This is a genomic window from Mycobacterium sp. (assembly GCF_049647605.1).
GTDB lineage: Bacteria > Actinomycetota > Actinomycetes > Mycobacteriales > Mycobacteriaceae > Mycobacterium.
Map to the genome: position 1 here is coordinate 22,111 of NZ_JBARXZ010000025.1, position 26,058 is coordinate 48,168.

At 65.4% G+C, this 26,058-nt stretch carries 22 protein-coding genes; 12 read left to right on the forward strand and 10 right to left on the reverse strand.

The window, feature by feature from the left end; all coding sequences use genetic code 11:
• Positions 1–19: 19 nt before the first annotated feature.
• From dnaE to lspA, 5 genes are all read right to left on the reverse strand, one after another.
• A complete protein-coding gene (gene dnaE, locus WBB07_RS03435; RefSeq protein ID WP_526304780.1) occupies positions 20–3,583 on the reverse strand; it encodes a DNA polymerase III subunit alpha in 3,564 nt (1,187 codons plus the stop codon).
• Positions 3,584–3,689: 106 nt separating this feature from the next.
• Positions 3,690–4,304, reverse strand: a complete 615-nt coding sequence (locus tag WBB07_RS03440; RefSeq protein WP_526304782.1) for a SecDF P1 head subdomain-containing protein — start codon at positions 4,302–4,304, stop codon at positions 3,690–3,692.
• A gap of 146 nt (positions 4,305–4,450) precedes the next feature.
• A complete protein-coding gene (rarD, locus tag WBB07_RS03445; protein ID WP_526304784.1) occupies positions 4,451–5,314 on the reverse strand; it encodes an EamA family transporter RarD in 864 nt (287 codons plus the stop codon).
• A gap of 41 nt (positions 5,315–5,355) precedes the next feature.
• Positions 5,356–6,282 (reverse strand): RluA family pseudouridine synthase, encoded by a 927-nt coding sequence (locus WBB07_RS03450; RefSeq protein ID WP_526304786.1) that lies wholly within the window; start codon positions 6,280–6,282, stop codon positions 5,356–5,358.
• On the reverse strand, positions 6,282–6,932 hold the full coding sequence (gene lspA, locus WBB07_RS03455) for a signal peptidase II (RefSeq protein WP_526304788.1): 651 nt from the start codon (positions 6,930–6,932) through the stop codon (positions 6,282–6,284). Before lspA ends, WBB07_RS03450 begins: the two co-directional genes overlap by 1 nt.
• A 54-nt stretch (positions 6,933–6,986) precedes the next feature.
• Between lspA and WBB07_RS03460 the strand changes: the two genes are divergently transcribed.
• The gene (locus WBB07_RS03460) at positions 6,987–7,919 is read left to right on the forward strand and encodes an asparaginase (RefSeq protein WP_526304790.1); all 933 of its coding nucleotides are present in this window, start codon (positions 6,987–6,989) and stop codon (positions 7,917–7,919) included.
• Here the strand turns inward: WBB07_RS03460 and WBB07_RS03465 are convergent.
• Positions 7,884–9,263, reverse strand: coding sequence for a DNA polymerase IV (locus WBB07_RS03465; RefSeq protein WP_526304869.1), 1,380 nt, complete (start codon positions 9,261–9,263; stop codon positions 7,884–7,886). The genes WBB07_RS03460 and WBB07_RS03465 overlap by 36 nt on opposite strands.
• Positions 9,264–9,366: 103 nt before the next feature.
• Positions 9,367–10,872 (reverse strand): xylulokinase, encoded by a 1,506-nt coding sequence (locus WBB07_RS03470; protein ID WP_526304792.1) that lies wholly within the window; start codon positions 10,870–10,872, stop codon positions 9,367–9,369.
• A 135-nt stretch (positions 10,873–11,007) separates the two neighbouring features.
• Between WBB07_RS03470 and WBB07_RS03475 the strand changes: the two genes are divergently transcribed.
• The 5 genes from WBB07_RS03475 (at position 11,008) to WBB07_RS03495 (ending at position 15,094) form a co-directional block, all read left to right on the forward strand.
• Positions 11,008–11,655, forward strand: coding sequence for a class II aldolase/adducin family protein (locus WBB07_RS03475; protein WP_526304794.1), 648 nt, complete (start codon positions 11,008–11,010; stop codon positions 11,653–11,655).
• A 96-nt stretch (positions 11,656–11,751) separates the two neighbouring features.
• On the forward strand, positions 11,752–12,786 hold the full coding sequence (locus WBB07_RS03480; protein WP_526304796.1) for a substrate-binding domain-containing protein: 1,035 nt from the start codon (positions 11,752–11,754) through the stop codon (positions 12,784–12,786).
• Between the two features lie 76 nt (positions 12,787–12,862).
• A complete protein-coding gene (locus tag WBB07_RS03485; RefSeq protein WP_526304798.1) occupies positions 12,863–13,666 on the forward strand; it encodes a DeoR/GlpR family DNA-binding transcription regulator in 804 nt (267 codons plus the stop codon).
• Positions 13,667–13,793: 127 nt separating this feature from the next.
• Positions 13,794–14,840 carry a zinc-dependent alcohol dehydrogenase gene (locus WBB07_RS03490; protein ID WP_526304800.1) on the forward strand — a complete coding sequence of 349 codons (1,047 nt, stop codon included), beginning with the start codon at positions 13,794–13,796 and terminating at the stop codon, positions 14,838–14,840.
• Positions 14,841–14,881: 41 nt separating this feature from the next.
• On the forward strand, positions 14,882–15,094 hold the full coding sequence (locus WBB07_RS03495; RefSeq protein ID WP_526304802.1) for an RNA-binding S4 domain-containing protein: 213 nt from the start codon (positions 14,882–14,884) through the stop codon (positions 15,092–15,094).
• Between the two features lie 31 nt (positions 15,095–15,125).
• Here WBB07_RS03495 and ileS read toward each other — a convergent pair whose 3' ends face one another.
• Together ileS and WBB07_RS03505 are read right to left on the reverse strand one after the other, a co-directional pair.
• Positions 15,126–18,299: an isoleucine--tRNA ligase gene (ileS, locus tag WBB07_RS03500; protein ID WP_526304871.1), complete on the reverse strand. Its 3,174-nt coding sequence runs from the start codon at positions 18,297–18,299 to the stop codon at positions 15,126–15,128.
• Between the two features lie 312 nt (positions 18,300–18,611).
• A complete protein-coding gene (locus tag WBB07_RS03505) occupies positions 18,612–19,250 on the reverse strand; it encodes a hypothetical protein (protein ID WP_526304804.1) in 639 nt (212 codons plus the stop codon).
• A 133-nt stretch (positions 19,251–19,383) separates the two neighbouring features.
• Here WBB07_RS03505 and WBB07_RS03510 point away from each other — a divergent pair, with 133 nt between their 5' ends.
• The 3 genes from WBB07_RS03510 to WBB07_RS03520 all read left to right on the forward strand — a co-directional run bounded on the left by WBB07_RS03510 (position 19,384) and on the right by WBB07_RS03520 (position 22,575).
• On the forward strand, positions 19,384–19,773 hold the full coding sequence (locus WBB07_RS03510) for an XRE family transcriptional regulator (RefSeq protein ID WP_526304806.1): 390 nt from the start codon (positions 19,384–19,386) through the stop codon (positions 19,771–19,773).
• A 46-nt stretch (positions 19,774–19,819) separates the two neighbouring features.
• The gene (locus tag WBB07_RS03515) at positions 19,820–20,554 is read left to right on the forward strand and encodes a hypothetical protein (protein WP_526304808.1); all 735 of its coding nucleotides are present in this window, start codon (positions 19,820–19,822) and stop codon (positions 20,552–20,554) included.
• Between the two features lie 266 nt (positions 20,555–20,820).
• On the forward strand, positions 20,821–22,575 hold the full coding sequence (locus WBB07_RS03520) for a fatty-acid--AMP ligase (protein ID WP_526304810.1): 1,755 nt from the start codon (positions 20,821–20,823) through the stop codon (positions 22,573–22,575).
• A gap of 10 nt (positions 22,576–22,585) precedes the next feature.
• Here the strand turns inward: WBB07_RS03520 and WBB07_RS03525 are convergent, their stop codons facing one another.
• Positions 22,586–23,422 carry a glycosyltransferase family 2 protein gene (locus WBB07_RS03525; RefSeq protein ID WP_526304812.1) on the reverse strand — a complete coding sequence of 279 codons (837 nt, stop codon included), beginning with the start codon at positions 23,420–23,422 and terminating at the stop codon, positions 22,586–22,588.
• A 149-nt stretch (positions 23,423–23,571) separates the two neighbouring features.
• On the opposite strand from WBB07_RS03525, the gene WBB07_RS03530 reads away from it, so the two are divergent.
• From WBB07_RS03530 to WBB07_RS03540, 3 genes are read left to right on the forward strand one after another with little or no spacing between them, the layout of a single operon-like run.
• Positions 23,572–24,501: an efflux ABC transporter ATPase subunit, DrrA-related gene (locus tag WBB07_RS03530; protein WP_526304814.1), complete on the forward strand. Its 930-nt coding sequence runs from the start codon at positions 23,572–23,574 to the stop codon at positions 24,499–24,501.
• Positions 24,498–25,241, forward strand: coding sequence for an ABC transporter permease (locus tag WBB07_RS03535; RefSeq protein ID WP_526304816.1), 744 nt, complete (start codon positions 24,498–24,500; stop codon positions 25,239–25,241). Before WBB07_RS03530 ends, WBB07_RS03535 begins: the two co-directional genes overlap by 4 nt.
• Before the next feature lie 29 nt (positions 25,242–25,270).
• The gene (locus tag WBB07_RS03540; protein ID WP_526304817.1) at positions 25,271–26,029 is read left to right on the forward strand and encodes an ABC transporter permease; all 759 of its coding nucleotides are present in this window, start codon (positions 25,271–25,273) and stop codon (positions 26,027–26,029) included.
• Positions 26,030–26,058: the final 29 nt, after the last annotated feature.

Sequence of the window (26,058 nt, forward strand, 5' to 3'; positions counted from 1 at the left end):
CGCAGCACCGCCGCCGGTGTCAGCCGCCCAGACAGCCCGGTCCGAGCAGCGCCTTGAGATCGCCCATCAGCGCCGAGGACGGGGTGACCCGCAGCGATTGATCGAGCTCCAGTGTGGTGATCCGTTCACCACTGATCAGCCGTAGATGCACCTGCGAGGTGCCGGGATGGCGCGAGAGCACCTGTTTGAGAGCACTCACCTTGTCGATGGTGCACTGCCGGGTGGGCAGACTCACCGCCAACGGCCGGTCCGCCTGAGCGCTCGAAAAGTCCGGGACCACAAGTTCATTGGCGATCAGCGAGATCCGGTCATCACGGATGGCCACCTTGGCGCCGACCAGCACCACGGCATCGTCGGCGATATCGGCGCCGAACGCCGAATATGTCTGCGGGAAGAACAGCACCTCGATACCACCGGTGAGATCCTCGATCTGCGCCGACGCCCACGGCAGGCCGTTCTTGTTGACCCGGCGGTTCACCGAGGCCAGGATGCCACCCACCCGGACCTGGGTGTCGTTGGCGATGGCGCCTTCCAGGATCGCCGGTATCTGCGTGTCTACCTGGGCGGACAGCAGATGAGCGATGCGGTTCAGTGGGTGCCCGGACACGTAGAGGCCGAGCATCTCCCGCTCCAGGGCCAGCTTGTGCTTGTCTTCCCACTCCTCGTCGGGCACCTTGATGGTGAACACCGAATCTGCGGAATCGGCGCCGTCATCACCACCGCCGAACAGGTCGAACTGACCCATGGCCTCGGCCTTCTTGGTGCCCAGCACCGAGTCGACCGCGTCGGTGTGCACCAGGAACAGACCCTTGCGCGGATGCCCCAGCGAGTCGAAGGCGCCCGCCTTGACCAGCGACTCCGTCACCTTCTTGTTGCAGGCGGTGATGTCGATCTTGTTCAGGTAGTCGGAAAAGTCGGTGAACTTACCCCGCTCCTGACGTGTGTTGACCAGGGAGGAAACAACATTGGCACCGACGTTGCGGACCGCGCCGAGGCCGAAGCGGATGTCGTCACCCACCGAGGCGAAGTTCTGCACCGACTCGTTGACGTCCGGCGGCAACACGGTGATGCCGAGGCGCCGGCAGTCGGCCAGATAGATCGCGGCCTTGTCCTTGTCATCACCCACCGAGGTGAGCAGACCGGCCATGTATTCGCCCTGATAGTTCGCCTTCAGATACGCCGTCCAGTACGACACCAAGCCGTAGCCCGCGGCATGCGATTTGTTGAACGCGTATCCGGCGAACGGAAGGATGGTGTCCCACAACGCTTTCACGGCAGCTTCGGAGAAGCCGTTGGCGGTCATTCCCTCTTTGAAGCCCTTGTACTCGGCCTCGAGTACCTCCAGCTTCTTCTTGCCCATGGCCTTACGCAGCGCGTCGGCCTTACCCATCGAGTAGGAGGCGACCTTCTGGGCGATGAACATGATCTGCTCTTGGTAGACGATCAGGCCGTAGGTCTCGGCGAGGATCTCCTTGAGCGGTTCTTCCAGCTCCGGGTGGATGGGTTTGATGGGCTGCCTGCCGTTTTTCCGGTCGGCGTAGTCGTTGTGGGCGTTCATGCCCATGGGCCCGGGTCGGTACAGCGCAAGCACGGCGACGATGTCGTTGAACTCCGTGGGCTGCATGCGCCGCAGCAGGTCACGCATGGCGCTGCCGTCGAGCTGGAACACCCCGAGGGTGTCACCGCGGCTCAGCAGCTCGTAGGCCAACGGGTCGTCGAGGTCCAGCGACTCCAGGTCCAGATCGATGCCCCGGTTGGCTTTGATGTTCTCGATCGCGTCACCGATGATCGTGAGGTTGCGCAGCCCCAGGAAATCCATCTTCAGCAGGCCGATGGCCTCACACGACGGATAGTCCCAGCCGGTGATCACCGCACCGTCCTGCGGGCGGCGCCACAGCGGGATCGCGTCGATAAGCGGCTCGGAGCTCATGATCACCGCACAGGCGTGCACACCCGCGTTGCGAACCAGGCCCTCGAGGCCGCGGGCGGTCTCGAAGATGGTCCGCACATCCGGATCGGTGTCGATCAGGGCGCGGACCTCGGCGGCCTCCTTGTACCGCTCATGACTGGGATCGGTGATCCCGGACACCGGGATGTCCTTGGCCATGATGGGCGGCGGCAGCGCCTTGGTGATTCGGTCGGCGATGGCAAAACCGGGCTGCCCGTAATGAACGCGCGCCGAATCCTTCAGCGCGGCTTTGGTTTTGATGGTACCGAACGTGATGACCTGGGCCACCCGGTCGCTACCCCACTTGTTGGCCGCATACCGCAGCATCTCGCCGCGGCGGCGGTCGTCGAAGTCGATATCGATATCGGGGGCCGACGGACGTTCGGGGTTGAGGAACCGCTCGAACAGCAGACCGTGCGGGATCGGGTCGATGTTGGTGATGCCCATGGAATAGGCCACCAGCGATCCGGCGGCCGAACCACGGCCCGGCCCCACCCGGATACCCACCGAACGGGCGTAGTTGATCAGGTCGGCGACGATCAAGAAGTAGGCCGGGAAGCCCTTGTCGCAGATGACCTTGATCTCGTAGTTCGCGCGGTCGATGTACTCCTGTGGAACTTCCGCTCCCGGGAACCGCCGCTCCGCCAGACCGGTCATCACCTCGTGGGTCAACCACGACCCCTGATCGTGCCCCTCCGGCACCGGGAAAACCGGCATCCGGTCCTTGGGCGCCCACACATCGGTGTACGGCTGTACCCGCTCGGCGATCAGCAGTGTCGAGTCGCAGGCCCCGGGCACCTGGCCGTCCCACAGCGCCCGCATTTCCTGGGCGGACTTCAGGAAGTAGCCGTCACCGTCGAATTTGAACCGGTTGGGATCCGACAGGGTCTTGCCGGTCTGGATACACAGCAGCGCCTCGTGATTCTGGGAGGCGTCCCGGGTGACGTAATGGCAGTCGTTGGTGGCCAACGGCGGGATACCGAGCTTCTTACCGACCTCGAGCAGGCCTTCCCGGACCCGGCGCTCGATGTCGAGACCGTGATCCATGAGCTCCAGGAAGAAGTTCTCCGGCCCGAAGATCTCCCGCCACTTGGCGGCGGCGGCGATCGCCTCGTCGCGATGACCGAGCCGCAGCCGAGTCTGCACCTCACCCGACGGGCAGCCGGTGGTGGCGATGATGCCCTCAGCGTGCTCGGCGATGATCTCGGCATCCATCCGGGACCACTTGCCGAGCTGACCTTCGAACGACGCTAGCGACGACAGCTTGAACAGGTTGCGCAGCCCGGTGGCGTTCTCGGCCACCATCGTCATGTGGGTGTACGAACCGCTGCCGGAGACGTCATCGGACTTCTGGCTGGGATCACCCCACAGGACACGCTTGGTCTCGAAACGCGACGCCGGGGCGATGTAGGCCTCGATACCGATGATGGGCTTGATGCCGGCCGCGGTCGCGGCGTTGTAGAACTCGCTGGCGCCGAACATGTTTCCGTGGTCGGTCATGCCGATGGCAGGCATCTCGAGGCGCTGGGCCTCGGCAAGCATGGGCTTAACCTTCGCGGCACCGTCGAGCATCGAGTACTCGGTGTGGTTGTGCAGGTGCACAAAGGAGCCGGAAGAAGAAGCGGTGGTACCCATAGGCCGATCAGTCTAGGACGGCCTGCCGACACCGCCGGGCGTGTCGCCGACAGCCCGGCGGCGTGTCTCACAACGGGGTGGCGGGAAAGTCACAACAGGGTCCGGATCAGGACTCGTCGCGCAGCAACCTGGCCATCTCCTGCGACTGCTGTTCGGTCAATTCGCCCGACAACTGGAGGGTGTCGCCGACAATCGCCTCCGAGATCGCCGGTGCCGATACCACCACCGACGACCGGACAAAAGCCACCTGGTTGCCGACCTGACCCGCGGTGAATTCGGCAAACGCTGTCGCCGATTCCGAATTCATCGACACCTGCACGATGTAACCGTTGGTGATCGGTGACAGCAGCGCGTCGACGCGGACCAGCTGCAGCTGCACCGCTTCGGGCCCCAGCGTGTACAGGGCCGACCGGGCGAAGTCGCAGGTGCGCAACTCCGCTGTCGGCGGCACCGGGTCCGGCGGCGGACACTGGTCCGGCAGCACCCCTTCGACTGCCAGCACCGGACGCACCACTAGAGGTTTGATCGTGTACACCGGAGCCGCCGTGGACGTCGCACCCGCTGCCGCCCGCTCAGCGGCCGAGACGTCCGGGGCGAACAGCTGCTGCAACAGGGCGCCGGAGATAGGAACCGTGATCGCCAGCCCGACGACCGCCGCGACGACGGCGATCAGGATCTTGCGCCGGCGGTTGGCCGCGGTGCGGCCGCGCTCATCCATCATGAAAAGCGGAAGTCCTTCTGTCGTTTGCTGCGCGGACAGTGCACCCGATGTGTGTATCACGTCCGAGTGACGCACATCGCACGCCGTCACACCAAATGCGCACACCCGCCCCGCTCGACGCCGCGGCCCCGTCGGTTACGCAGGCATCAGTCGGCTGCCGTGGACGTCCTCGCCCGCACCAGCGCGTCGACGCTGAACACCGCCAACGCCACCCAGATCAACGCGAACCCGGCCCAGCGGCCGGGCGGCATCGGTTCGTTGCCGACAACAACTCCCCACGTCAACTGCATCGCAGGATTCAGGTACATCAGAAGCCCCAGAGACACCAGCGACAACCGGTGGGCCGCAATGGCGAACAGCAGCAGCGGAATTGCCGTGAGCGGGCCGGACAGCACGGTCAGCACCGTGTGTCCGGTCCCGGAGCTCACGAAATGCCCGTACCCGGCCGTCTCGAGCACCACGATGGCGGCGATCGCGGCTGGGGCGGCAATCGCCGATTCCACGCCGACACTGACCCGCGGATCGGTGGGAACCACCTTCTTGACCGCACCGTACAACCCGAACGAGATGGCCAGCCCCACCCCGATCCACGGCGGAGCCCCCACCTCGACAGCGAGGAACACCACCGCAGCGGCCGCAATCGCCACCGCGGCCAACTGGGCTCTGTTCAGCTTCTCACCGAAGAGAAACACCCCGAGAGCGACGCTGACCAGTGGAGTCAGGAAATAACCCAGCGCGGCGTCCACCACATGGTTGTTGTTGACCGCGTAGACGTAGACGCCCCAGTTGGCCGAGATGAGCGCAGCCGCCAGCACCAGCAGCAGCCAGGACCGCCCCGAGATGCGGCGCAGATCCCCCAGCCGCCGCATCGCCAACAGCACCACCGCCATGAACAGCGCCGTCCACACGATGCGATGCGCCAGCACCTCGACGGCACCGGCGGGTTGGAGCAGCGGGAAGAACGCCGGGAACATTCCCCAGGTGCAATAAGCGCCCAACCCGTAGGCCAACCCTCCCGAACGACTCGCGGGAGCTACCGAATGCGTCCCACTCAATCGCTGCCCTGCAGCACATCGAGCGCGTGCTGCAGATCCGCCGGGTAGGGGCTGGTGATCTCGACGCGGCGGCCGTCAGCCGGATGGGCAAAGGCCAGAGATCTGGCATGTAGCCATTGCCGTTGCAGGTCAAGACGTTTCGCGATCGTCGGATCCGCACCGTAGGTCAGGTCGCCACAGCAGGGGTGGTGCAGCGCCGAGAAATGCACCCGAATCTGATGGGTGCGGCCGGTTTCCAGATGGACGTCGAGCAGGCTGGCCGACTGAAACGCCTCGAGGGTGTCGTAATGCGTGACACTGTTCCGGCCGCCTTCGACGACCGCGAACTTCCAATCGTGGCCGCGGTGCCGCCCGATCGGGGCGTCGATGGTGCCGCTGGACGGATCGGGATGCCCCTGTACCAGCGCGTGGTATCGCTTCTCGACGGTGCGTTCCTTGAACGCGCGCTTCAACACCGTGTACGCACGTTCGGACAAGGCCACCACCATCACACCGGAGGTCCCCACGTCGAGGCGGTGCACGATGCCCTGCCGTTCGTGGATGCCGGAGGTGCTGATCCGGAAACCCGCGGCCGCCAGTCCGCCCAGCACCGTCGGCCCGTGCCAGCCGACGGTGGCATGTGCGGCCACCCCAGGCGGTTTGTCGACGGCGACGATGTCGTCGTCGGAGTACAAGATCGTCATCCCCTCGATCTGTTCGGGGACGTTCTCGACCGGAGGCGGCGCCTCGGGCAACCGCACCTCCAGCCAGGCACCGGCAACCAACTTGTCGGACTTGCCCGCTTGGGTGCCGTCGAGGACCACGCCGCCGTCCTCGGCGATATCGGCTGCAACTGTCCGCGACAGGCCCAGCAGCCGCGCCAGACCGGCGTCCACACGCATTCCGGCCAGTCCCTCCGGGACCGGCATCGACCGTTCTGTCATCAGGTCCGCTCGGGCTCGGACTCGGCGGTGCGCCGTCCCGCCCTGTCGAAGTCGAACCCGAGCAGCGACAGCACGACCAACAGGATCGCGCCGCCGACGACGGCGGGATCGGCGACGTTGAACACCGGCCACCACCCGATCGACAAGAAGTCCACAACGTGGCCGCGCAAGGGGCCGGGAGAGCGGAAGAACCGGTCCACCAAGTTGCCCAGCGCACCGCCCAGGATCATCCCGAGCCCCACCGCCCACCACGGCGACACCAGCCGACGGCCCATCCAGACGATGCCGATGACCACAGCGGTGGCGACCAGTGTCAGCACCCAGGTGTATCCGGTGGCCATCGAGAACGCCGCCCCGGAGTTACGCACCAAGGTCCAGGTCACGGTGTCTCCGATGATCGACACCGACTGCCCAGGGGTGAGCAGCCGAACCGCAAGCACCTTGGTGGCGATGTCCAACAGCCACACCACGGCAGCCACCGCCAGCAGCAGTTTCAGCCGCTTCCGGGGCGCTTCGGCCGGAGCCGGATCGGGGTCGGTAGCACTGGATTGTGATGAATCGTGTTCGGCACCGGGCTGTGCGGACCCCCCGGCCCCGACCTCGGTGGCCTCGGTCACCGGCTCCGAGGAGCCGGGTTTTTCGTCAGTCACCGGACCATCATCCCTCAACCGGGTGCGAACCCCGCGATCAGGCATGATCAGCGGATGCCGCAGCTCGTCGTGATCAGCACCGGAGGCACGATCGCCACCAGTACGGGCACCGACGGTGTGAGGCGGCCGACACGCACTGCCGGCGACCTGATCGGCGCGGCACCACCCGGCGTGGCGGTCGACACCGTCGACCTGATGAACGTCGACAGCTCGATGCTCGGGCCCGCCGACTGGGACACCATGCGGGCCGCCATCGACGCGGCCGCCGCGGCCGGTGCCGACGGTGTGGTCATCACCCACGGCACCGACACCATGGAGGAAACTGCGCTGTGGTTGGCGCTGGCCTACGACGGCCCGATCCCTGTTGTCGTGACCGGCGCCCAGCGCAGCTTCGACGCCCCGGACACCGACGGGCCCACCAATCTGTACGACGCGCTTGCCGTCGCGGCGGACCCGCGGGCGCGCGGGGTCAGCGTCTGCTTCGCCGGTCGGGTGCTGTCCCCGCTGGGCCTGCAGAAGGCCACCACGTCCGAGCTGGCCGGATTCACCGGCTCGGTGCTCGGTGCCGTCTCCGCCGGCCGGGTCGACCTGCACGGCGTCGAGTCGATTGCTCTGGGCAGTCTCGGCGCCGGTGCGGCGCCGCGGGTGGACCTGGTTTCGGTATACGCGGGATCCGACGCGGTGGCCATGGACGCCTTTGTCTGCGCGGGGGCGCGTGGGCTGGTGTTGGCGGCGCTGGGATCCGGCAATGCCGGGGCTGCGGTGATCGACGGGGTGGCCCGGCACTGCGGCGACGGCATCACCGTGGCGGTCTCGACGCGGGTTCCTGCAGGGCCGGTGAGTCCGGGCTACGGGCCCGGACAGGCGCTGGTGGACGCGGGCGCGATCGTGGTGCCCCGGCTGCGGCCCGCACAGGCTCGGGTCCTGATGTTGGCGGCGTTTGCCGCCGGTCTACCGCCCGCCGACGTCATCGCCCGGCTCGGCTGACACCGCTGAGGCAGGGCCGGGGTCATCGGTGTCTTCATCGATGATGTGGTCAGGCCAGTCCAGGCTGTCCACCGGGTTGGCACTCACGAAATCCGCGCAGTCGATCGGGAAGGTCCGCGCGACCCCACGCCCGCTGGCCCGCGTTTCGAATCTCACGGTCATGACACCGTGCCCGGCGCCCTGGACCCAGCCGTGGCCCAGATCTCGATGTCTGACGTCGTCGCCGATCCGCCAGCTACCGGAGCCGTCGGCCGGTGCCGGAGCCGGTGTCCGTGCGGCCGGCTCCCCTACTGCCACCTCTTGCTGGTCGAGGTCGGGGAACAGGGATTCTTGCCGCACATCGGAGAGCCCGGAGAACCCGACACCCAGCAGCCGCACCGGCCCGATCTCGATCGGATCCAGCAACAGCCTGCGGGCGGTCGCCGCCAGGGTGGCCGCCTCCACCGTCGCGTACGGCAGCGTGGCCGAGCGGGTCAGCGTGCTCATATCGGATTTTTTGAGCTTCACCGTGACCGTCCGCGCCCCGCGTCCGTCCCGCAGGAGTCGCCGGTGGGCATGCTCGACGATGGGCCCTGTCACCTCACGAAGCTGATCCAGTGTGATCAGATCCGCGGCGAACGTGGACTCGGCGCTGATCTGCTTGGCTTCGGCGCGCTCGGTCACCGGCCGGTCATCGATACCGCGGGCCAGCCGGTGCATCGCCGGACCCAGCGTGGCACCCAGGATGCTGGCCACCTCGCTGTCGCTCAACGCGGCGAGCTGCCCGACGGTCTCGATGCCGAGCCGGTGCAATTTGTCCTCGGCGACCGGGCCGATCCCCCACAGCCGGCGCGCCGGCAGCCCGTCGAGCAGCAGTTTCTCCTCGGCACGGCGTACCACCCGGATACCGTCCGGTTTGGCCAGGCCCGAGGCGATCTTGGCGATCTGCTTCCCGGAGCCGGCCCCGACGGAAGCCACCAGCCCGGTCTCCTCGCGGACTCGTCGGCGCAGCGCCTCACAGAAGTCGTCGACGTCGGCCGCGTCGGCTCCGGCCAGAGCGGCGGGTTCTCCGAAGGCTTCGTCGAACGACAGCTGCTCCAGGACCGGAACCACCTCACGGATGGTCTGGAACACCCGCCGGCTCGCCACCGAGTAGACGGCGCCGCGCGGCGGCAGCACCACCGCACCCGCACCGACCAGCCGGCGAGCCTGATGCATCGGCATCGCCGACCGGGCACCGAACACTCGGGCCTCGTAGCTGGCGCCGGCCACCACCCCCCGGCCGCCGAGCCCGCCGACCAGTACCGGCCTGCCCTGCAGGGTGGGCCGGGTCAGCTGTTCCACGGAGGCGAAGAACGCATCCATGTCCAGGTGCAGCACCCACCTGTCAGCTTCCCGGGCCCGTACGCTCACGACTGCCGATGGTAGGTCGCCGGACCGACGTTGCGGGTGAGGCGCGAGCCGACCCTCAGCGCTGGCAGAGCTCCCGCACAGTCGGATAGATCCGCAGGTAACGCTCGTAGAGTTCGCCATACTGCTCGGCGATGTCGGGTCGGGGGACGATCGACTGCACGGTGCGGGTCATCGCCGCCGCGGCAGCCCGCAGGTCGGCATGGATCCCGACCGCACAGCTGGCCATCATGGCCGCGCCCAGCGCGGTGGTCTCCGTTTCGGCACAGATGTCGACCTGGATGCCCGTCACATCGGCGATGATCTGCGACCACAGCGGGCTGCGGGAGCCGCCACCGGTGGCCAGGAAACGCCGTACCGGCACGCCGGTGTCGGCGACCACACCTTCGACCTGCAGTCGCACCTCGAAGGCGGAACCTTCGAGCACCGACCGGTAGAAATGCGCACCGGTGTGGATACCCGACCAGCCCAGCACGGTTCCGCGCGCATTGCCCTCCCAATAGGGGGTCTGCGAACCGTTCCAGTACGGCACCGTGAACAGTCCGTCGCTGCCCGGCGGCACCGTTTCCGCGCCGGCTTCCAGATCCTGCTCGCGCGCTGCGCACGACGGGTCCGCGCCCTGGGCCAGCAGCGCCGGCACGAAGGTGTCGACGAACCAGGTGATCAGGTAGGCGCCCGACAGGGTGAAGGCTTCGAGGAGGAAACCCTGCCCGGAGGCGTCGAGCACCGTCCGGTACTTACGCGACCAGCGATACTCCGGCGAGACGTAGCCGGCGACGAGCGCCGTGCCGACGTTGAGGTACATGGTGTCGGCGTCGGACACGCCGGTACCCAGCGCCGCGCACTGCCCGTCACCGGCAGCCGCGATCACGGGTGTGCCGGGCTCCAGACCGAGTTGCTCGGCGGTCGGTGCGTCGACGGCTCCGATGACGCTGCCCGGGACCGCTATGTCGGGCAGTTGGGCGGGAGCGACGCCGGCGATCTCACACAGGGTGGGCGACCATTCCTGGGAGCCCAGGTCCATCAGCCCCAGCGAATCACCACTGGAAGCACTGGTGACCCACCGACCGGTCAGCTGCCAGTGCAGGTAGGCCGCCACATCGGCGATCCGGGCGGCCTGCCGCAGCGTCTCGGGCTCGTGTTCTTTGAGCCAGGCCAGTTTGAAGATGGCGGGGGTGATGTCCGGCACCCGGCCGGAGATTCGGTGGGTCTCGTCGGAACCGTATCGGGCGACCTGCGGCACCGACCGGTTGTCGGCCCAGACGATCGCCGGGCGCAGCGGTTCGCCGTCGCCGTCGACGCAGACGAATGTCTCGCGCTGGTGGGTGACCGTGACAGCGGCCACCCGGGAGGACTGCACCCCGGCCATGGCCTCGGCGATCACCGCGCTGGTGGCGCGCCACCAGTCGTGGGCGTCCTGTTCGTGACGCCCCTCTGGTGTTTTCGCCATGGCGAAGGTGCGCCGTCCCGAGCTCAGGGACCGGCCGTCGGGGCCGAACACCACGGCTTTGGCGCCGCTGGTCGAGCAGTCCACCGCCAGCACCAGATCACGGGTATCGGCCATTCGACGATCCTCCTAGTTTTGCATCGCGATCGACAGAGTGATCCAAGCAACAGTGTTAGTTATAACATGCGATGTGTTAGATATGTGCCCGGAGCTATCCATCCCGTCCTGTCGAACCCTGACGAAAGGCCCACCGTGACACCCAACCTAGACTCGGCACGCGCCGAAGTGGTCAAGTACGCCAACCGTCTCACCTCGGACGGCCTCGTCGTCGGCACGTCGGGCAACATCTCGCTGCGGGTCGACGACCTGATCGCGGTCACCCCGTCCGGGGTCGACTACGCCACCATGCAACCCGAGGACGTGCCGGTGGTGCGGCTCGACGGCACCGTCGTAGCCGGCTCGCTGAAGCCCACGAGCGAGCTGCCGATGCATTTGCGCTGCTACTCCGATTTCGGCGCAACGGCCGTGGTGCACACTCATTCGGCTGCGGCAACAGCACTTTCACTACTGCAGGATGCCGTCCCGTTGGTGCACTACCAGCTCGCCATGTTCGGCGGCCAGGTCCGCGTGGCCCCGTACCGCACCTATGGCACCCAGGAGCTGGCCGACACCATGGCCGCCGCCCTGCAGGACCGCAGCGCCACCATCCTGGCCAATCACGGCACCATCGCGTTCTCTCACTCGCTCGGGCACGCCTTCGACAAGGTGAGCCAGCTCGAGTGGCTCTGCGACGTGTGGCTGCGCGCCGCGGCCGTGGGCACGCCGCGCGAGATCAGCCCGGAAGAGCTGGACCGCGTTGTCGAGAAGTTCGGCACCTACGGACAGCCGACACCCCAGTGACCACCAACACATGTTGAGCTTGACATGAGATAACTCACGGATAGCATGTTAGTTATCACATCAGAATGTGAAGAACTCGCTCTGCGAAGGGAAGCCATGACAGTTTTCAGAACTCGGTTCGCGGCACTCACCGGAGCCGCGGTCGTCGGTATCGGTGCACTGACAGCCTGCGGCGCGGGAGACAGCAGCTCCTCCGATGACCGCAAGACCATCGGCGTCACGGTGTACGACATGAGCTCGTTCATCACCGCCGGCAAGTCCGGTATGGAGACCTACGCAGCCGCCAGGGACATCGACCTGGTCTGGAAGTCGGCCGGCGGCGACGTCAGCACCCAGGCCGATCAGGTCGACCAATACGTCCAGCAGGGCGTCGACGCCATCATCATCGTTCCGGTGCAGGCAGATTCACTGCAGCCACAGATCGAATCGGCCAACAACGCCGGCGTTCCGGTCCTTGCGGTCAACGCCGCACTCTCCGACGGCTCCAAGCTGGCCGCCACGGTCCTGCCCGACGACGTCGCGGCGGGCAAGCAGCAGATGCAGCAGATGGTCGATCACCTCGGCGGCCGCGGCAACATCGTGATCCTGCAGACCAAGCTCGGCGCCTCCTACGAAATCGACCGCACCAAGGGCAACCAGGAGATCCTGGCGGCCAACCCCGGCATCAACGTGCTCGCGATGGACACCGCGGACAACACCCGCGACATCGCCGTCAACAAGATGCGCAACTGGATCACCGCGTTCGGCCCGGAGATCGACGGCATCGTCGCCCAGAACGACGACATGGGACTGGGCGCCCTGCAGGCGATCAAGGAGTCCGGCCTGAGCATCCCGATCGTCGGGATCGACGGGATCGAAGACGGCCTCAACGCCGTCAAGAGCGGCGAGTTCATCGGAACCTCGCTGCAGCACGGCACCATCGAACTCGCCGACGGCCTGGCCGTCGCCCAGCGGGTCGCCGAGGGTGAGGACATGTCCCGCGAGTTCATCTACACCATGCCCCCGGTGGACGCGAGCAACATCGACGAGGTGCTGCGCAACGTCGTCACCGACCGGCAGGCACTGCTCGACCGCCTGCCCGAGGTGATCGACCGGAACATCGAGTCCGGCGACATGGCCAACGAAAACTAGTCCTGGCTAGGCTCGGCTCGGCTCGACTCCATCGTGGGGCCGAGCCGAGCCCCGAGCCACCGAAGGAGCAGGGCCGATGAACAACCCGAACCAGAACGGCAAGGCAGCGGCACGCCAGGAAGAGCGCCACCGCCTGGTGACCGAAGCCGTGATGGCCGCCGGGTCGGTGGCCATCGAAGACCTGGCGCGCATGTTCGACGTCAGCGTGATGACCATCCATCGCGACCTCGACCGGCTGGAATCGCAGAACGTGCTGCGCAAGTCCCGTGGTGTCGCCACCGCCCTGCCATCGAGCACCGTCGAGTCCAATGACGCCTACCGGCGCAGCCAACAGCGAGATGAGAAGCGCGACCTTGCCGTTGCAGCAATGGAATTCATCCAGCCGGGGTACACCGTCATGCTCGATGACTCGACGACGGTGCTCCCGCTGCTGGACCTGCTGCCCACCAAAGCGCCCTTGACGGTGGCCAGTAACAGCCTCAGCGTGATCAACGGGCTCGTCGGGACCGAGGAAGTCGAGCTGGTCCAGCTCGGTGGCGAATTCCGGGCCTGGTGCAACTCCTTCATGGGGCAGATGACCCTGGACGCCATCACCGCCCTGCGGGCCGATGTGCTGATCATGTCCACATCTGCGGTGACCGGGGGCGCCTGCTACCACCAGCGCCAGGACACCATTTCGGTCAAGCGGGCCCTGATGGCCGCCGCGGAGAGCTCGGTGCTGCTGGTGGACCACACCAAGTTCGAGCACCGCGCATTGTTCAAACTGTGTGGACTCACCGAATTTGCGCACATCGTCGTGGATTCCGGCATTCCCGAAGCCACCCTGGACGCGCTGCGGCAGCAGCACAGCAGCGTCACCGTGGCGGCCCGGGCGGTGTGACGGCCACCCCGGCCAGGCTCGTGGCACAATAAGTTAGATCAAACATTAATCATGTTATTTATGACACGCTGCGATGCGGCAGCACTGTCGACCCGGACCCTGAACCTATGACAAGGGAGAGCACCTGATGCGAGCAGCCGTCTTCTACGGCCCCGGAGATCTGCGGATCGAAGAGGTGCCGACGCGTGACCCAGAGGCCGGCGAGGTAGTCGTCGAGGTGCATGCCGCCGCCACCTGCGGCACCGACCTGAAGGCCTACCGGCGTGGCCACCACAAGCTTTTCAAGACATTCCCGGCACCGTTCGGCCATGAATTCGCCGGTGTGGTCACCCGCGTCGGTGCCGGTGTCACCGATTTCGAGCCCGGCATGCGGGTGGTCGCAGCCAACACCGCACCCTGCGGCGGCTGCTGGGCCTGCAAGGCCGGGCGGCTGAGCCTGTGCGAGAACCTGGAATTCCTCAACGGAGCCTTCGCCCAGGAAGTTGTCATCCCGGCCGCAATCGTGCGGCGCAACACCTACCAGATCGCCGACACCACATCGTTTGCCTCCGTCGCGCCGCTGGAGCCACTGGCCACCGTCGTCCACGGAATGTATGTCAGCGGTGTCGAACTCGGTGATGTGGTTGCGGTCAACGGGGCCGGCCCCATCGGCCAGATGTTCATTCGGTTGGCGACGCTGCGCGGCGCCCGGGTGATCGCCGTCGATCAGTCGCCGTTCCGACTCGAGGCCGCCAAGAAGATGGGCGCGGTCGAAGTCATCGACATCTCGTCCCACCCCGGCATCGATGAGGTCGCCGCAGCAGTACGGGCGCTGACCCCTTACGGCAAGGGTGCCGACGTCGCGATCGAAGCCGTCGGCCTCCCGCAAGTATGGGAGCAGACCGCCAAGTGCCTGCGCCCCGGCGGTAAGGCCGTCATGTTCGGCGGCCCGCCCGTCGGCGCGCAGTTCTCCCTCAACGCCAACGACATGCACTACTTCGAGTACACCGTCACCGGCGTTTTCCACCACGAGCCGCTGTACGTCGAGCGCGCTCTGCGGCTCATCGAGACCGGTCAGCTCAACGGTGAAGACCTGATCACCGAGGTGCGGCCCCTCGACAAACTGGTCGACAGCCTCGAGGACATGTCCAAGGGCATCGGTAGCAAGTACCTGATCGATCCTCGCCTGGGCTGACCTGCTCGGCTGCTCACCCGGTCCGGCGCTACCCTGACCGGGTGAGCACTGAGGTTCCGATCAACGGCGTCATCCGGCTCGGCCAGTTTCTACAGGTGGCCAGACTGATCGACTCCGGCGCCGACGCGAAGGCAGCCATCGGCGACGGCCTGGTCAGCGTCAACGGCGAAGTGGAGACGCGCCGCGGTCGGCAGCTACAGGACGGCGACGAGGTCTCCTACGCCGGCGGCAGCGCTCGCGTCAGCCGGGGCTGAACTCGACTCCAGCCCCGGCCTTCGCGCAACATCAGGCCTTCGCTATCGCGACCTTCACCCCGTCGCCGATCTCCACCGCATCGGGGCGGTCTCCGAATTCGAATGAGGTGGCCAGGATTTCGCCGGCGATCAGCTCGGCGTGAGTCCGTGCCCACTCGCGTTTGTCGGTGGGTACCTCGATGACCACGCTGATTCGATCGGAAACCTCCAGGCCGGTCGACTTACGCAGATCCTGCAGCTCGCGGATACGGTCCTTGGCCCAGCCTTCGGCTTCCAGCTCCGGCGTCACGGTGCCGTCGAGCACCACCAGACCGGCTCCGTCCGGCAGCGCGGCCGTGAAGTCGGGATCGGCGGCCACCAGTTTGGACGTGTACTCCTGCGGCAACAAGGTCGTCGGACCTGCCGTCAACGTTCCGTCCGCATTGACCACGCCGGCACCGGCTTTGACCGCCTTGATCGCCGCCTGAACGTCCTTGCCGATCCGCGGCCCCGCCACCCGGGCATTGACCGCCAGCTCGAACTGTCCGTACGCAGCGATATCGTCGGTGAGCTCGACGGCCTTGACGTTGAGCTCATCGGCGATGAGATCGGTGAACGGGGCCAACTGGCCCGGATTGTCCACTGCAACAGTCAGTTTCGGCAATGGAAGCCGAACCCGCAGCCTCTTTGCCTTCCGCAGCGACGAGCCGACCGAGCAGACTTCACGCACCTGGTCCATGGCCGCGACCAAACCGGGATCCCGCGGCAGCAGGTCGGCTTCCGGCCAATCGGTCAGATGTACCGACCGCCCACCGGTCAACCCACGCCAGATCACCTCGGTGGCCAGCGGCAGCAGGGGCGCGGCCAGTCGCGAGGTCACCTCCAACACGGTGTGCAGCGTGTCGATGGCGTCGGCGTCCTCCTCCCAGAACCGGCTGCGCGAGCGCCGCACATACCAGTTGGTCAGGGCCTCGGTGAACTGTCGCAGTTGCTCACAGGCCCCGGAGATATCGCAGGTGTCCAGCGCCGGGGTCAGTCCGTCGCGAAGCTCCGCCAGCTTGGCCAGGATGTAACGATCGAGGACATTCTGCGAATCAGTGCGCCAGGTTCCGACTTTCGGGGCGTACAAGGTCAGGAAGCTGTAGGCATTCCACAACGGCAGCAGCACCTGACGAACACCCTCGCGGATTCCCTGTTCCGTGACAACGAGGTTGCCGCCACGCAGGATCGGTGAGGACATCAAGAACCAGCGCATGGCATCGGAGCCGTCGCGATCGAACACCTCGGTCACGTCCGGGTAGTTGCGCAGCGACTTGCTCATCTTCTGTCCGTCATTGCCCAGCACGATGCCGTGGCTGACACATGACTTGAATGCGGGTTTGTCGAACAGCGCGGTGGAAAGCACATGCAGCGTGTAGAACCAGCCGCGGGTCTGTCCGATGTACTCGACGATGAAATCGCCTGGGAAATGCGGCTCCTGGTCGGTCTGTGAGGCCTCTCCCGCCGAGTCCTCTCCCCCGAGGAACCATTCCCGGTTCTCGAACGGGAAATGCACCTGCGCATAAGGCATCGACCCGGAGTCGAACCAGACGTCGAGCACATCCTCGATGCGCCGCATCGTCGATTGACCTGTGGGGTCGTCAGGATTGGGCCGGGTCAGCTCATCGATGAACGGCCGGTGCAGGTTGTCGGGCCGGATCCCGAAGTCACGCTCGAGTTCGTCGAGGCTGCCATAGACATCGATCCGCGGGTAGGCGGGGTTGTCGGACTTCCACACCGGGATCGGGGTTCCCCAGTAGCGGTTTCGGGAGATCGACCAATCGCGGGCACCTTGGAGCCACTTGCCGAACTGGCCGTCCTTCACATGCTCGGGGTACCAGGTGATCTCCTGGTTGAGCTCGACCATGCGGTCCCGGAACTCGGTGACCTTCACGAACCACGAGGACACCGCGCGATAGATCAGCGGATTCCGGCAGCGCCAGCAGTGCGGGTAGGAGTGTTCGTAGGTCTCGTGCCGCAGCAACACCGCACCGTTGACCGCTGCAGAACCGTTGCCGTTCTTCAGGTCTCGGATGATGTTCGGATTCGCGTCGAACACATGCTGGCCCTGGTAGTCCGGAACCGTGACGTCGAACCGGCCCCGGGTGTCGACAGGTGTCACCGGGACGATACCGACGGTGTCGGTGGTCGCCTTGTCGTCTTCGCCGTACGCCGGGGCCATGTGCACGATTCCCGTGCCGTCCTCGGTGGTGACAAAGTCGCCGCTGAGGACCTGAAAAGCGTTGTGCGCGTTGTCGGTTTCCGTGAAGTACGGGAACGGCGGCAGGTAGCGCAGGCCCAGCAGGTCCGCACCCCGGAAGGTCGACACGACCTGGGGTTCCTCCCCCAGTTCCTTGGCGTAGGCGCCCATCCTGGCAGCCGCCAGGATGTAGCGGCCGCCGTCAGGCGCCTCGACCTGGACGTAGTCGACGTCGGGATTGACAGCCACCGCCTGGTTGGACGGAAGCGTCCAGGGGGTGGTGGTCCAGACCAGGAGGTGGGAGCCGGCCAGCGCTCCGTCGCCGATCTTGAAACCCACGGTGATCGCCGGGTCCTGCCGACTTTGATAGACGTCATCGTCCATGCGCAGCTCGTGGCTGGACAGTGGCGTCTCATCGTTCCAGCAGTACGGCAGTACCCGGACGCCCTCGTAGGCCAGGCCCTTGTCCCACAGCTGCTTGAACGCCCAGATCACCGACTCCATGAAATCGGGATCCAGTGTCTTGTAGTCGTTGTCGAAGTCCACCCAACGCGCCTGGCGGGTGACGTAGCTGCGCCATTCGTCGGTGTACTCGAGCACCGACGCACGGCACGCATCGTTGAACTTCTCGATACCCATCTCTTCGATCTGGGCCTTGTCGGTGATGTTCAGCTGACGCTGGACCTCGAGTTCGGCGGGCAATCCGTGAGTGTCCCAGCCGAACCGCCGCTCAACCTTGTAGCCGCGCATGGTGCGGTACCGCGGAACGATGTCTTTCACGTAACCGGTGAGCAGATGCCCGTAATGCGGAAGGCCGTTGGCAAACGGCGGCCCGTCATAGAAAACGTACTCGGGCGCATCATCGCGGAGTGTCACGCTGGCACGGAAGGTGTTGTCGGATTCCCAGTACGAAAGCACATCGCTTTCCAGCGCCGGGAAGCTCGGGGTGCCGCCTGCCAGCTTGGGATAAGCCTGCGGGCCGGTCACGTCGTCACCACTGGGTGTCACTGCGTTCGTCGTCTCCTGCGTCCCGGTGCCGTGGGCACCACGTGCCTTTCCTGGCACGGGGACGACGACGCGCTGGTGCGCGAGCGCCGCGGTACCACCCCGCTTGCACACGCCGAAGACGTGGCCGCTCGATGTGGGCTGTGACGGGCCCGTCCGTTCGGTTCTACTGAGCCCAAAAGGCTTTTCTTCCGAAAGCTCCCCGGTGATGGCCGGATCGTCGCCGTTGGTACTGCTGCGCCGCAATCCTACCGGGCGGGCGCAAATCCGGGTGTATCGCCGGCCCTCGGAAGGTCAGCCGACTTGAACCAACGTTGCCTCTGCCGCGGGATCGCTGCTCTGCAACGGCGCAACGGCCTCGGAGGACAATTCGATCAACGCCAGCGAAAATTGCTCGGACAGCTCCTCGATGGTGTAACCGTCGAAGCGCCGGCTGTCGTACCACCACTCGAGTCCCACGATGCCGTCATGGCGGGCGACGCACACCTGGACTGCGCGGGTGACGCTGAGCTCGACGGGTGCGGTACCGGTCGGCGCCAACGCGATCTCGGCGCTGGGCAACACTTCACCACCCTGTCCCGCACTCGACGCCAGCAACCGGTCGACATCGATCAGGGTTGAGGTGGCATCGACATCCCGAGCCGCGGCGCAACGTAGCGCTACCGAGCTGCCGGCAAACTGTCCGTCCGCGATGTCGACGGTGATGTAGCCGGCACCCAGGGTGCGCTCCACGGCACGACCCAATGCCGCCAGCAGCAAAACATCGGCGACAACTCCCAACGCCTCCACGGCGCCGTCGAACTCGTCGCTCAACTCGTCACTGAGAGGTGCCGACAGCGGCACGATCTCGTCATGGCCGGGGCTGCCGGCGGCATCATGATCGGCTACCCGAACCGCAGGACCGGGCAGCAACGGGACTGAAGGAGCGACCATGCGGTCACCGTACACGGATGTCCCAGAATTGGGAGACTCATCCCGAAATCGTGACGTTCATGTCAATAAAACGTGCGTTGTCTAAATAGTGGTTGCTAGTGCCCATTAAAGGGATTCCGTCTATGGTGAGTTGGTGCCACGTACGGATGAGAACGGCCGACAACTCAAAGCGCTGCTCGACTACCTCCTTGACGGCGATGTCGAAGCCAAGAACATCTTTGACGCTTTGGGGGTCTCGAGCAGCACGTATTACCGCCGCCTGAAGGAACACGACTACCCCAATGCCGAGGAATTGCGCCTCGTGTCGGACCGGTTCGGCCTGAACTACCCGGACCTCCAGGTGCGGTTTGGCCTGATGAGCCGCCAAGAGGTCTGGCAGTACATCGAATCCGCTCCGCTGACAGTGGCGACGGCTCCCGAAAAGGTCGAGGTCAAGACGGTTCCCGCGGCCCGCGCCGACACTCGGCATCACCTGCCGAAGCTGTCCGAATTCTCGCCGCGCCAAGATGCTCCGCCGCTCTGACACTACAATTTGCTGACCGCAATTCAGTTCGAAAGCGTTTTCTCAAATGGCCGTAGCCGTACTCATCGTGATCACGACCGGGTGTATCGCGTGGAGCCTGTGGATCCGCCGTGTCACCTGGTCGTGCCGTTGGGAAGTGGCGGCAACCCTGAATGTTGCGCTACAAGGCGCTGCGGTCCTGCTGATGTCGCCGCTGGCCTCCGAAACAGTCGGCCAATGGTTGCATCGACTCACCGGAGTGTGGAATCTCGAGGACTACATCGCCCACGACTGCTACATAGTCGCGGCGTCGGCAATCGTCTACAACGCGCTCGGCCGGCTCCAGGACGACCACACGATGCAGCTGACTTTCAAGCAATATGTGGAACGCCCAGCCACTCTTTGCATTCCTGCCTTGCTCGTCGCCTTCTCTCTGGGTAACGGCGCCGCCATCTATCGACCGGACTTCTTTCAGGTACCCACGGATTTCTGGCTCAGCACCTACTGGCTGGTGTTGTGTGGCACCCTCATCTACCTCCTCGGCTACGGCGCCCGTGCACTGCTGATCCTGCGCCGCGACCCACGCTCGAAGGTGATGGCCGACGTCTACCTCGTCGCCACCGCCAGCGGCATCATCGCCTGCCTGGTCCGGATCGTCACCGCCTATGTCCCTGAGTTTGCGGAATGGGAGAACGGCAAAGCTGTATGGCTGTTCGCCTGTGTGTGCGGTGCGGTGTTTGCGGTCGCCGCGGCTCACTCGTGGCGGATCAAGACCAAGTGGTTCAGTCGCCTCACCCACTGAGCTGGATCCAAGTCCTGCGGTGCGCCTCAATCGTTTACTCGGCAAACATCGCGACGGCGGCGATCCGAGAGCAATCCAGTGACCGCCCCGGCACCGCCGACGCAACCAGCCGCCCACCACCGGCAGCGGGCGCAACCCAGACCACGCCCACATCGCAGCGCGTGAGTTTTCTCCGGTGTTTCGCAAGCCCCTAGCGCGCATCTGTCCCCGGACTGGCCCTATGCTCGAAAGATCGTCTGCCGGTGGTATCTGCGAGGGGCCTTTTCATGATTGCGTCATCCATTCCCGATGTTCTGCGGGAACGTGCGAGTCTGCAGTCGAACGACATCGCCTTCACCTTCGTCGATTACGACCATGACTGGGACGGCGCGGAAACCAGCCTGACCTGGGCTCAACTCTATCGACGCACCCTGAGCTTGGCCCATGAGCTGCGCGAGAGCACCACAATCGGAGACCGCGCGGCGATCATCGCGCCCCAGGGCCTCGACTACCTCGTGGCATTCCTGGCCACTCTGGAAGCCGGCGTCATCGGAGTGCCGCTTTCGACACCGATCCCCGGTCAGCACGACGAGCGGATCAGCGCCGTCCTGGCCGACGCCACACCCACCGCGATCCTGACCACCTCGGCAGTCGCCGCGACGGTCTCCGAATACGCATCCTCACGCGATTCGGCGCAGCCACCCGCAGTTATTCAAGTTGATTTGCTGGACTGGGAGGTACGCCGGAAGCCGACGCCGCGCAGCCTGCAGCGCCCCGAGGTCGCCTATCTGCAGTACACCTCCGGATCGACGCGCACCCCCGCCGGCGTGATGGTCACCCACGGCAACCTGGCAGCCAACTTCGAGCAGCAGGTCGCGGCATATTTTCACAACTATCAAGGGGTCGCCCCGGAAGGCACGACGGTCGCGTCGTGGCTGCCGTTCTACCACGACATGGGATTGCTACTCGGGGTCATCGCCCCGATCTTCGGGGGCTGGCGGACGACGTTCACCACACCGTTGGGATTTCTGGCGCGGCCGGCACGGTGGCTGCAGCTGCTGTCCAAACAACCCAAAGTCCTCACCGCCGGACCCAACTTCGCATTCGAGCTGGCAACAGGGCGAACCTCAGACGCCGATATGGAAGGCGTCGACCTCGGCGATGTCCTGGCCGTGATCAGCGGAAGCGAACGGGTCCACGACACAACATTGAAAAGGTTCGCGCAACGCTTCGCCCGGTTCAATCTGCGTCCAGAGGTCCTGCGACCGTCCTACGGTCTGGCCGAAGCGGTGCTCTACGTCGCCACCGATCGTCCGGGCCAACCCCCCAACGTCGTCCATTTCGAGTCGGAGAAGCTCTCGGCCGGCCGCGCCGAGGTGTGCAGCAGCGAGTCCGGCACCCCGCTGGTCGGATACGGCACACCGGAGTCACCGCAGGTGCGCATCGTCGACCCGGAGTCCCGCCTGGAACAACCCGCGGGGATTGTCGGGGAAATCTGGGTGCGCGGCGACAACGTATGCCCGGGGTATTGGAACAAACCCGAACAGTCAGAACACACGTTCGGCGGTGTGATCGCCGACCCCTCGGCCGGCACCGAAGTCGGCCCCTGGCTGCGCACCGGAGACCTCGGCTTCATCTCCGACGACGATCTGTTCATCGTCGGGCGGATCAAGGATCTCCTGATCGTCCGGGGCGTGAACCACTATCCCGACGATATCGAGTCGACGGTCCAGGAGATCACCGGCGGACGGGTCGCCGCGATCTCGGTGGACCGGGATCGCGCTGAACAACTCGTGGTGGTCGTCGAGGTCAAAACGCGCGGCGACGACGACGAGTCACGGGCAAAGCTGACGACGCTGAAGAACCGGATCGCCGCCGCGATCTCCCAAACACACGCCCTGAGTGCCGCCGACATCGTCCTGGTGGGCCGGGGTGCGATTCCGATCACCACCAGCGGCAAGATCCGACGGGCCAGCTGCGTGGTGCTCTACCAGAACAGCCAGTTCGACCGGCTCGACACCACCGTCGATGCACTGTCCTGACGGCTTGTGATCAGCCCTCGGTCAGGAACCGGACCACGCCGTGCTTGCGGATGAGATAGAGCACCGCATTGCGTTCCTGGGACCCGCGACTCTTGCCGCGGACATCGACGTAATGGTGGATCACCTCGATCGCCGGGTCGAACTGCCGCTTGACGCCCAGCTTGGCGAGGCGGATCGCCAAGTCCTGCGCCTCGTGATACCGCACTCCCGGGTCGTAGCCACCCACTGACCGGAACACCCCGGCATTGATGAGCATGTTTCCTTCATGGAGCCAATACGTCTCTCGTGGGACCGGTGGCTGGAAAATGTCCGGCCAATGCTTGCGACCGGGAGTGCCGACGCGGCGGATCGCCCGCACCGCCCACGGCCGGTCCCTGACGTGGTCCAGCACCGGCGGAATCGCCACGAGATTGGTTCGCAGGGCGAAGACCGGGCCGAAGTTGAAAGGCTCCTGGCTGCCGTCGGCCCGTCGTACCAATCCACCCACCGCGCCGACACCGTCCGCGGCGTACCGCGTGAACAGCTCCCGTGCCGTCGCCGCGATGCCGTCGGTGACCAGATCCATATCTGCGTCGACAAAGTGAATCAGCGCGGAGTCCTCGACCTGGCCGATGATCTGATTCCGGTTCGCACCGGCCCCCTGGTTCACCGGGCTCCGCACCCATTCCACCGCGGGGCCGAATTGCTGAACAACATCGGCGCTGTTGTCGGTGGAGGCGTCGTCGAGCACCAGGATGCGGTCATAGCCCTGCTCGAGCATCTGCGGAAGCAACCTCTGCAGAGACTCACCCATGTTGTAGTTGGGAATTGCTGCCACAACCGATGTGGGTGCGGGCGAGGTGGTCACGTGTCCCCCGTTGGATCGGTCTACTCGGTTGGTGCCGGTCACTACCGTAGCGCTTCGCGATCACCGCACCGCCGGGCCTCTCGGACCGCGAATCAACGGTCGGCAGCTGGACAGGTTGAAAGCTCCTAACCCCCCTGTATCGTTGCCTCGTGATTGAGCTGAACGGAGTCACCAAGACGTTTGGGAGTGTCCAAGCGTTGCGGGACGTCACCTTTTCGGTACCGACTGGCTCGGTTTGTGCACTTCTCGGCCACAACGGCGCCGGCAAGACCACCACGGTGAACATCCTGTCCACTTTGCTACGCCCGACCTCGGGTCAAGCGCTGGTGGGCGGTTTCGATGTCGCCCGGCAACCCGACCAGGTGCGTGCCAGTATCGGGGTCACCGGTCAGGACGCATCGCTGGACATCATGCTCACCGGCCGCGAGAACCTGGTGTTGTTCTCACGGCTGCGTGGTTTGAAACGCAAGGACGCGCGTCGCCGCGCCGACGAACTCATCGAACGGTTTGACCTCGCCCGCGCAGCAGATCGCCAGGTCCTGACCTACTCCGGCGGCATGCGGCGCCGTATCGACATCGCCGCTTCGCTGGTGGTGGCGCCGAAAGTGCTGTTCCTCGACGAGCCCACCACCGGACTCGACCCGCGGAGCCGACGTGACGTGTGGTCCCTGGTGTCGGAGCTGTCCGCTCAAGATGTGACCGTTCTGCTGACGACGCAATACCTCGAGGAAGCCGACGTCCTCAGCGATTCGATCATCATCCTCGACGGCGGCCAGATCGTCGCCAGAGGGACCTCCGAAGAACTGAAGGGGCACCTGGGTTTTCCCTACTGCCAGGTCACCCCTGTCAGCCCCGACGATCTGGCTCGGATCGCAGAAGTACTCGCGGACTTCGATGGCCTCGAGATCGACCGCGATATGAACACCGTCTCAGTACCGGCAGTGCAAGGTGTTTCGACACTCGGCGAGGTCTTCCGGCGCATCGAGCGGCTCGAGGTCGAACTGCTCGACATCTCACTGCGTAAACCTTCCCTCGACGAGGTTTTTCTGCACCTGACGGAGCGGCCCGTCACCGCATGAATGCACTGGTCACGCTGACCGAGCGCGTATTGCGCAGCACACTGCGCGATTTTGATCTACTGATCGCCGTGCTGGCCCCGGTCGCCACATTTATCGGCTTCACCTTCGTGTTGCAAAACGTAATCGACACCGGCGCAATGACTTACGCCCAATACGTCTTGCCCGCCATCATCGTGCAATCCGTGCTGTTCGGTGCACTGACCACCGCCGACCGGGCCGCCCGCGATGCGTCCTCAGGCTTCGGACGCCGACTCCACACGCTGTCGATTCCCACACTGGTTCCGTTGATGGCCCGCATGCTCTACTGCCTCATCCGGTCGACCGTTGTCATCGTGACGGCGTTTGTGGTGGCGTATCCGTTCGGGTTCCGCCTCAGCGGCAGCATGCTGCACGCGCTTGCCTTTATTGCTGTCTGCCTGCTCCTGGCGTTGGGATTGTCGTTGGGCGCCGATGCGGTCGGAACCTTCGTGAAGAGGATCGACGCCTCCAGTCAGTTGCTCTTGATTCCCATGCTGGCGCTGGTGCTGCTGTCGACCGGTATGGCCCCGGCGGCGGCGTTCCCCGACTGGGTGCAGCCGTTTGTCCGTGCCCAGCCGGTGTCGGTGGTCACCGAGACATTGCGCGATCTCACCGACGGAAGCGTCGAGGCCAGCCACGTGCTGGGCACCCTGGCATGGTGCGTCGGGCTACTGGTGGTGTTCGGCACCATCGCCACACGACTGCAGAGGCGAACGGAATGACCGCGACACAACCTGTACGGTCGACATGGTTGACCGAAAGCCTGGTGTTTGCGGGTCGGTTGATCAACGGGTGGCGACGCCACCCGGCGGTGCCGATCCAGGGGCTGCTGTTCCCGACGGCGCTGCTGGTCTTCTACCACCTGCTTGCCGGAAAATCGATGGTCGCCATCAACGGCTCCGACAACCTCGAAAGCCTGGTGCCGATGTGTGCGCTGGCCGGGGGCATGTTCGGGGCGCTCGGGGCCGCCCTGTCGCTGCCGATGGAGCGTGGTCACGGACTGCTAAGCCGGTTCTGGACGTTGCCCGTCCACCGGACCAGCGCCATCACCGGCCGGTTGATCGCCGAAGCTGTCCGAACGTTGTTCGGCGTCGTCATCATCACCTCGGTGGGCGTCGCACTGGGCATCCGCTTCCAGGGCAGTCTCTTCACGGTGATCCTCTACGTGGTGTTGCCGGTCCTGGTGGTGCTGGCCTTTTCGATGCTGGTGATGACGCTGGCACTCAAGTCCAAAGGCACCGCCGTGTTCATGTGGTTGGGCACGAGTTCGGTTGGCCTGGCATTCTGCAGCCCGGGAATCGCTCCGGTCGAGTCGTTCCCCACCTGGCTGCAGCCGGTCATCCAGTACCAGCCGCTGTCGCCGGTGATCGAGACCATGCGAGCGATCACGGTCGGCGAGCCGTTTACCGGAACGCTGCTCATCGCCCTGGCATGGATCGCCGTCCTGGTGGCCATCTTCGGGCCGTTGGTCATCCGGCAGTACCGGATCGCCGCAGAGTCGGTTCGGTGACCGTCGGGCAGCACCCGGCAGGGTAGTCA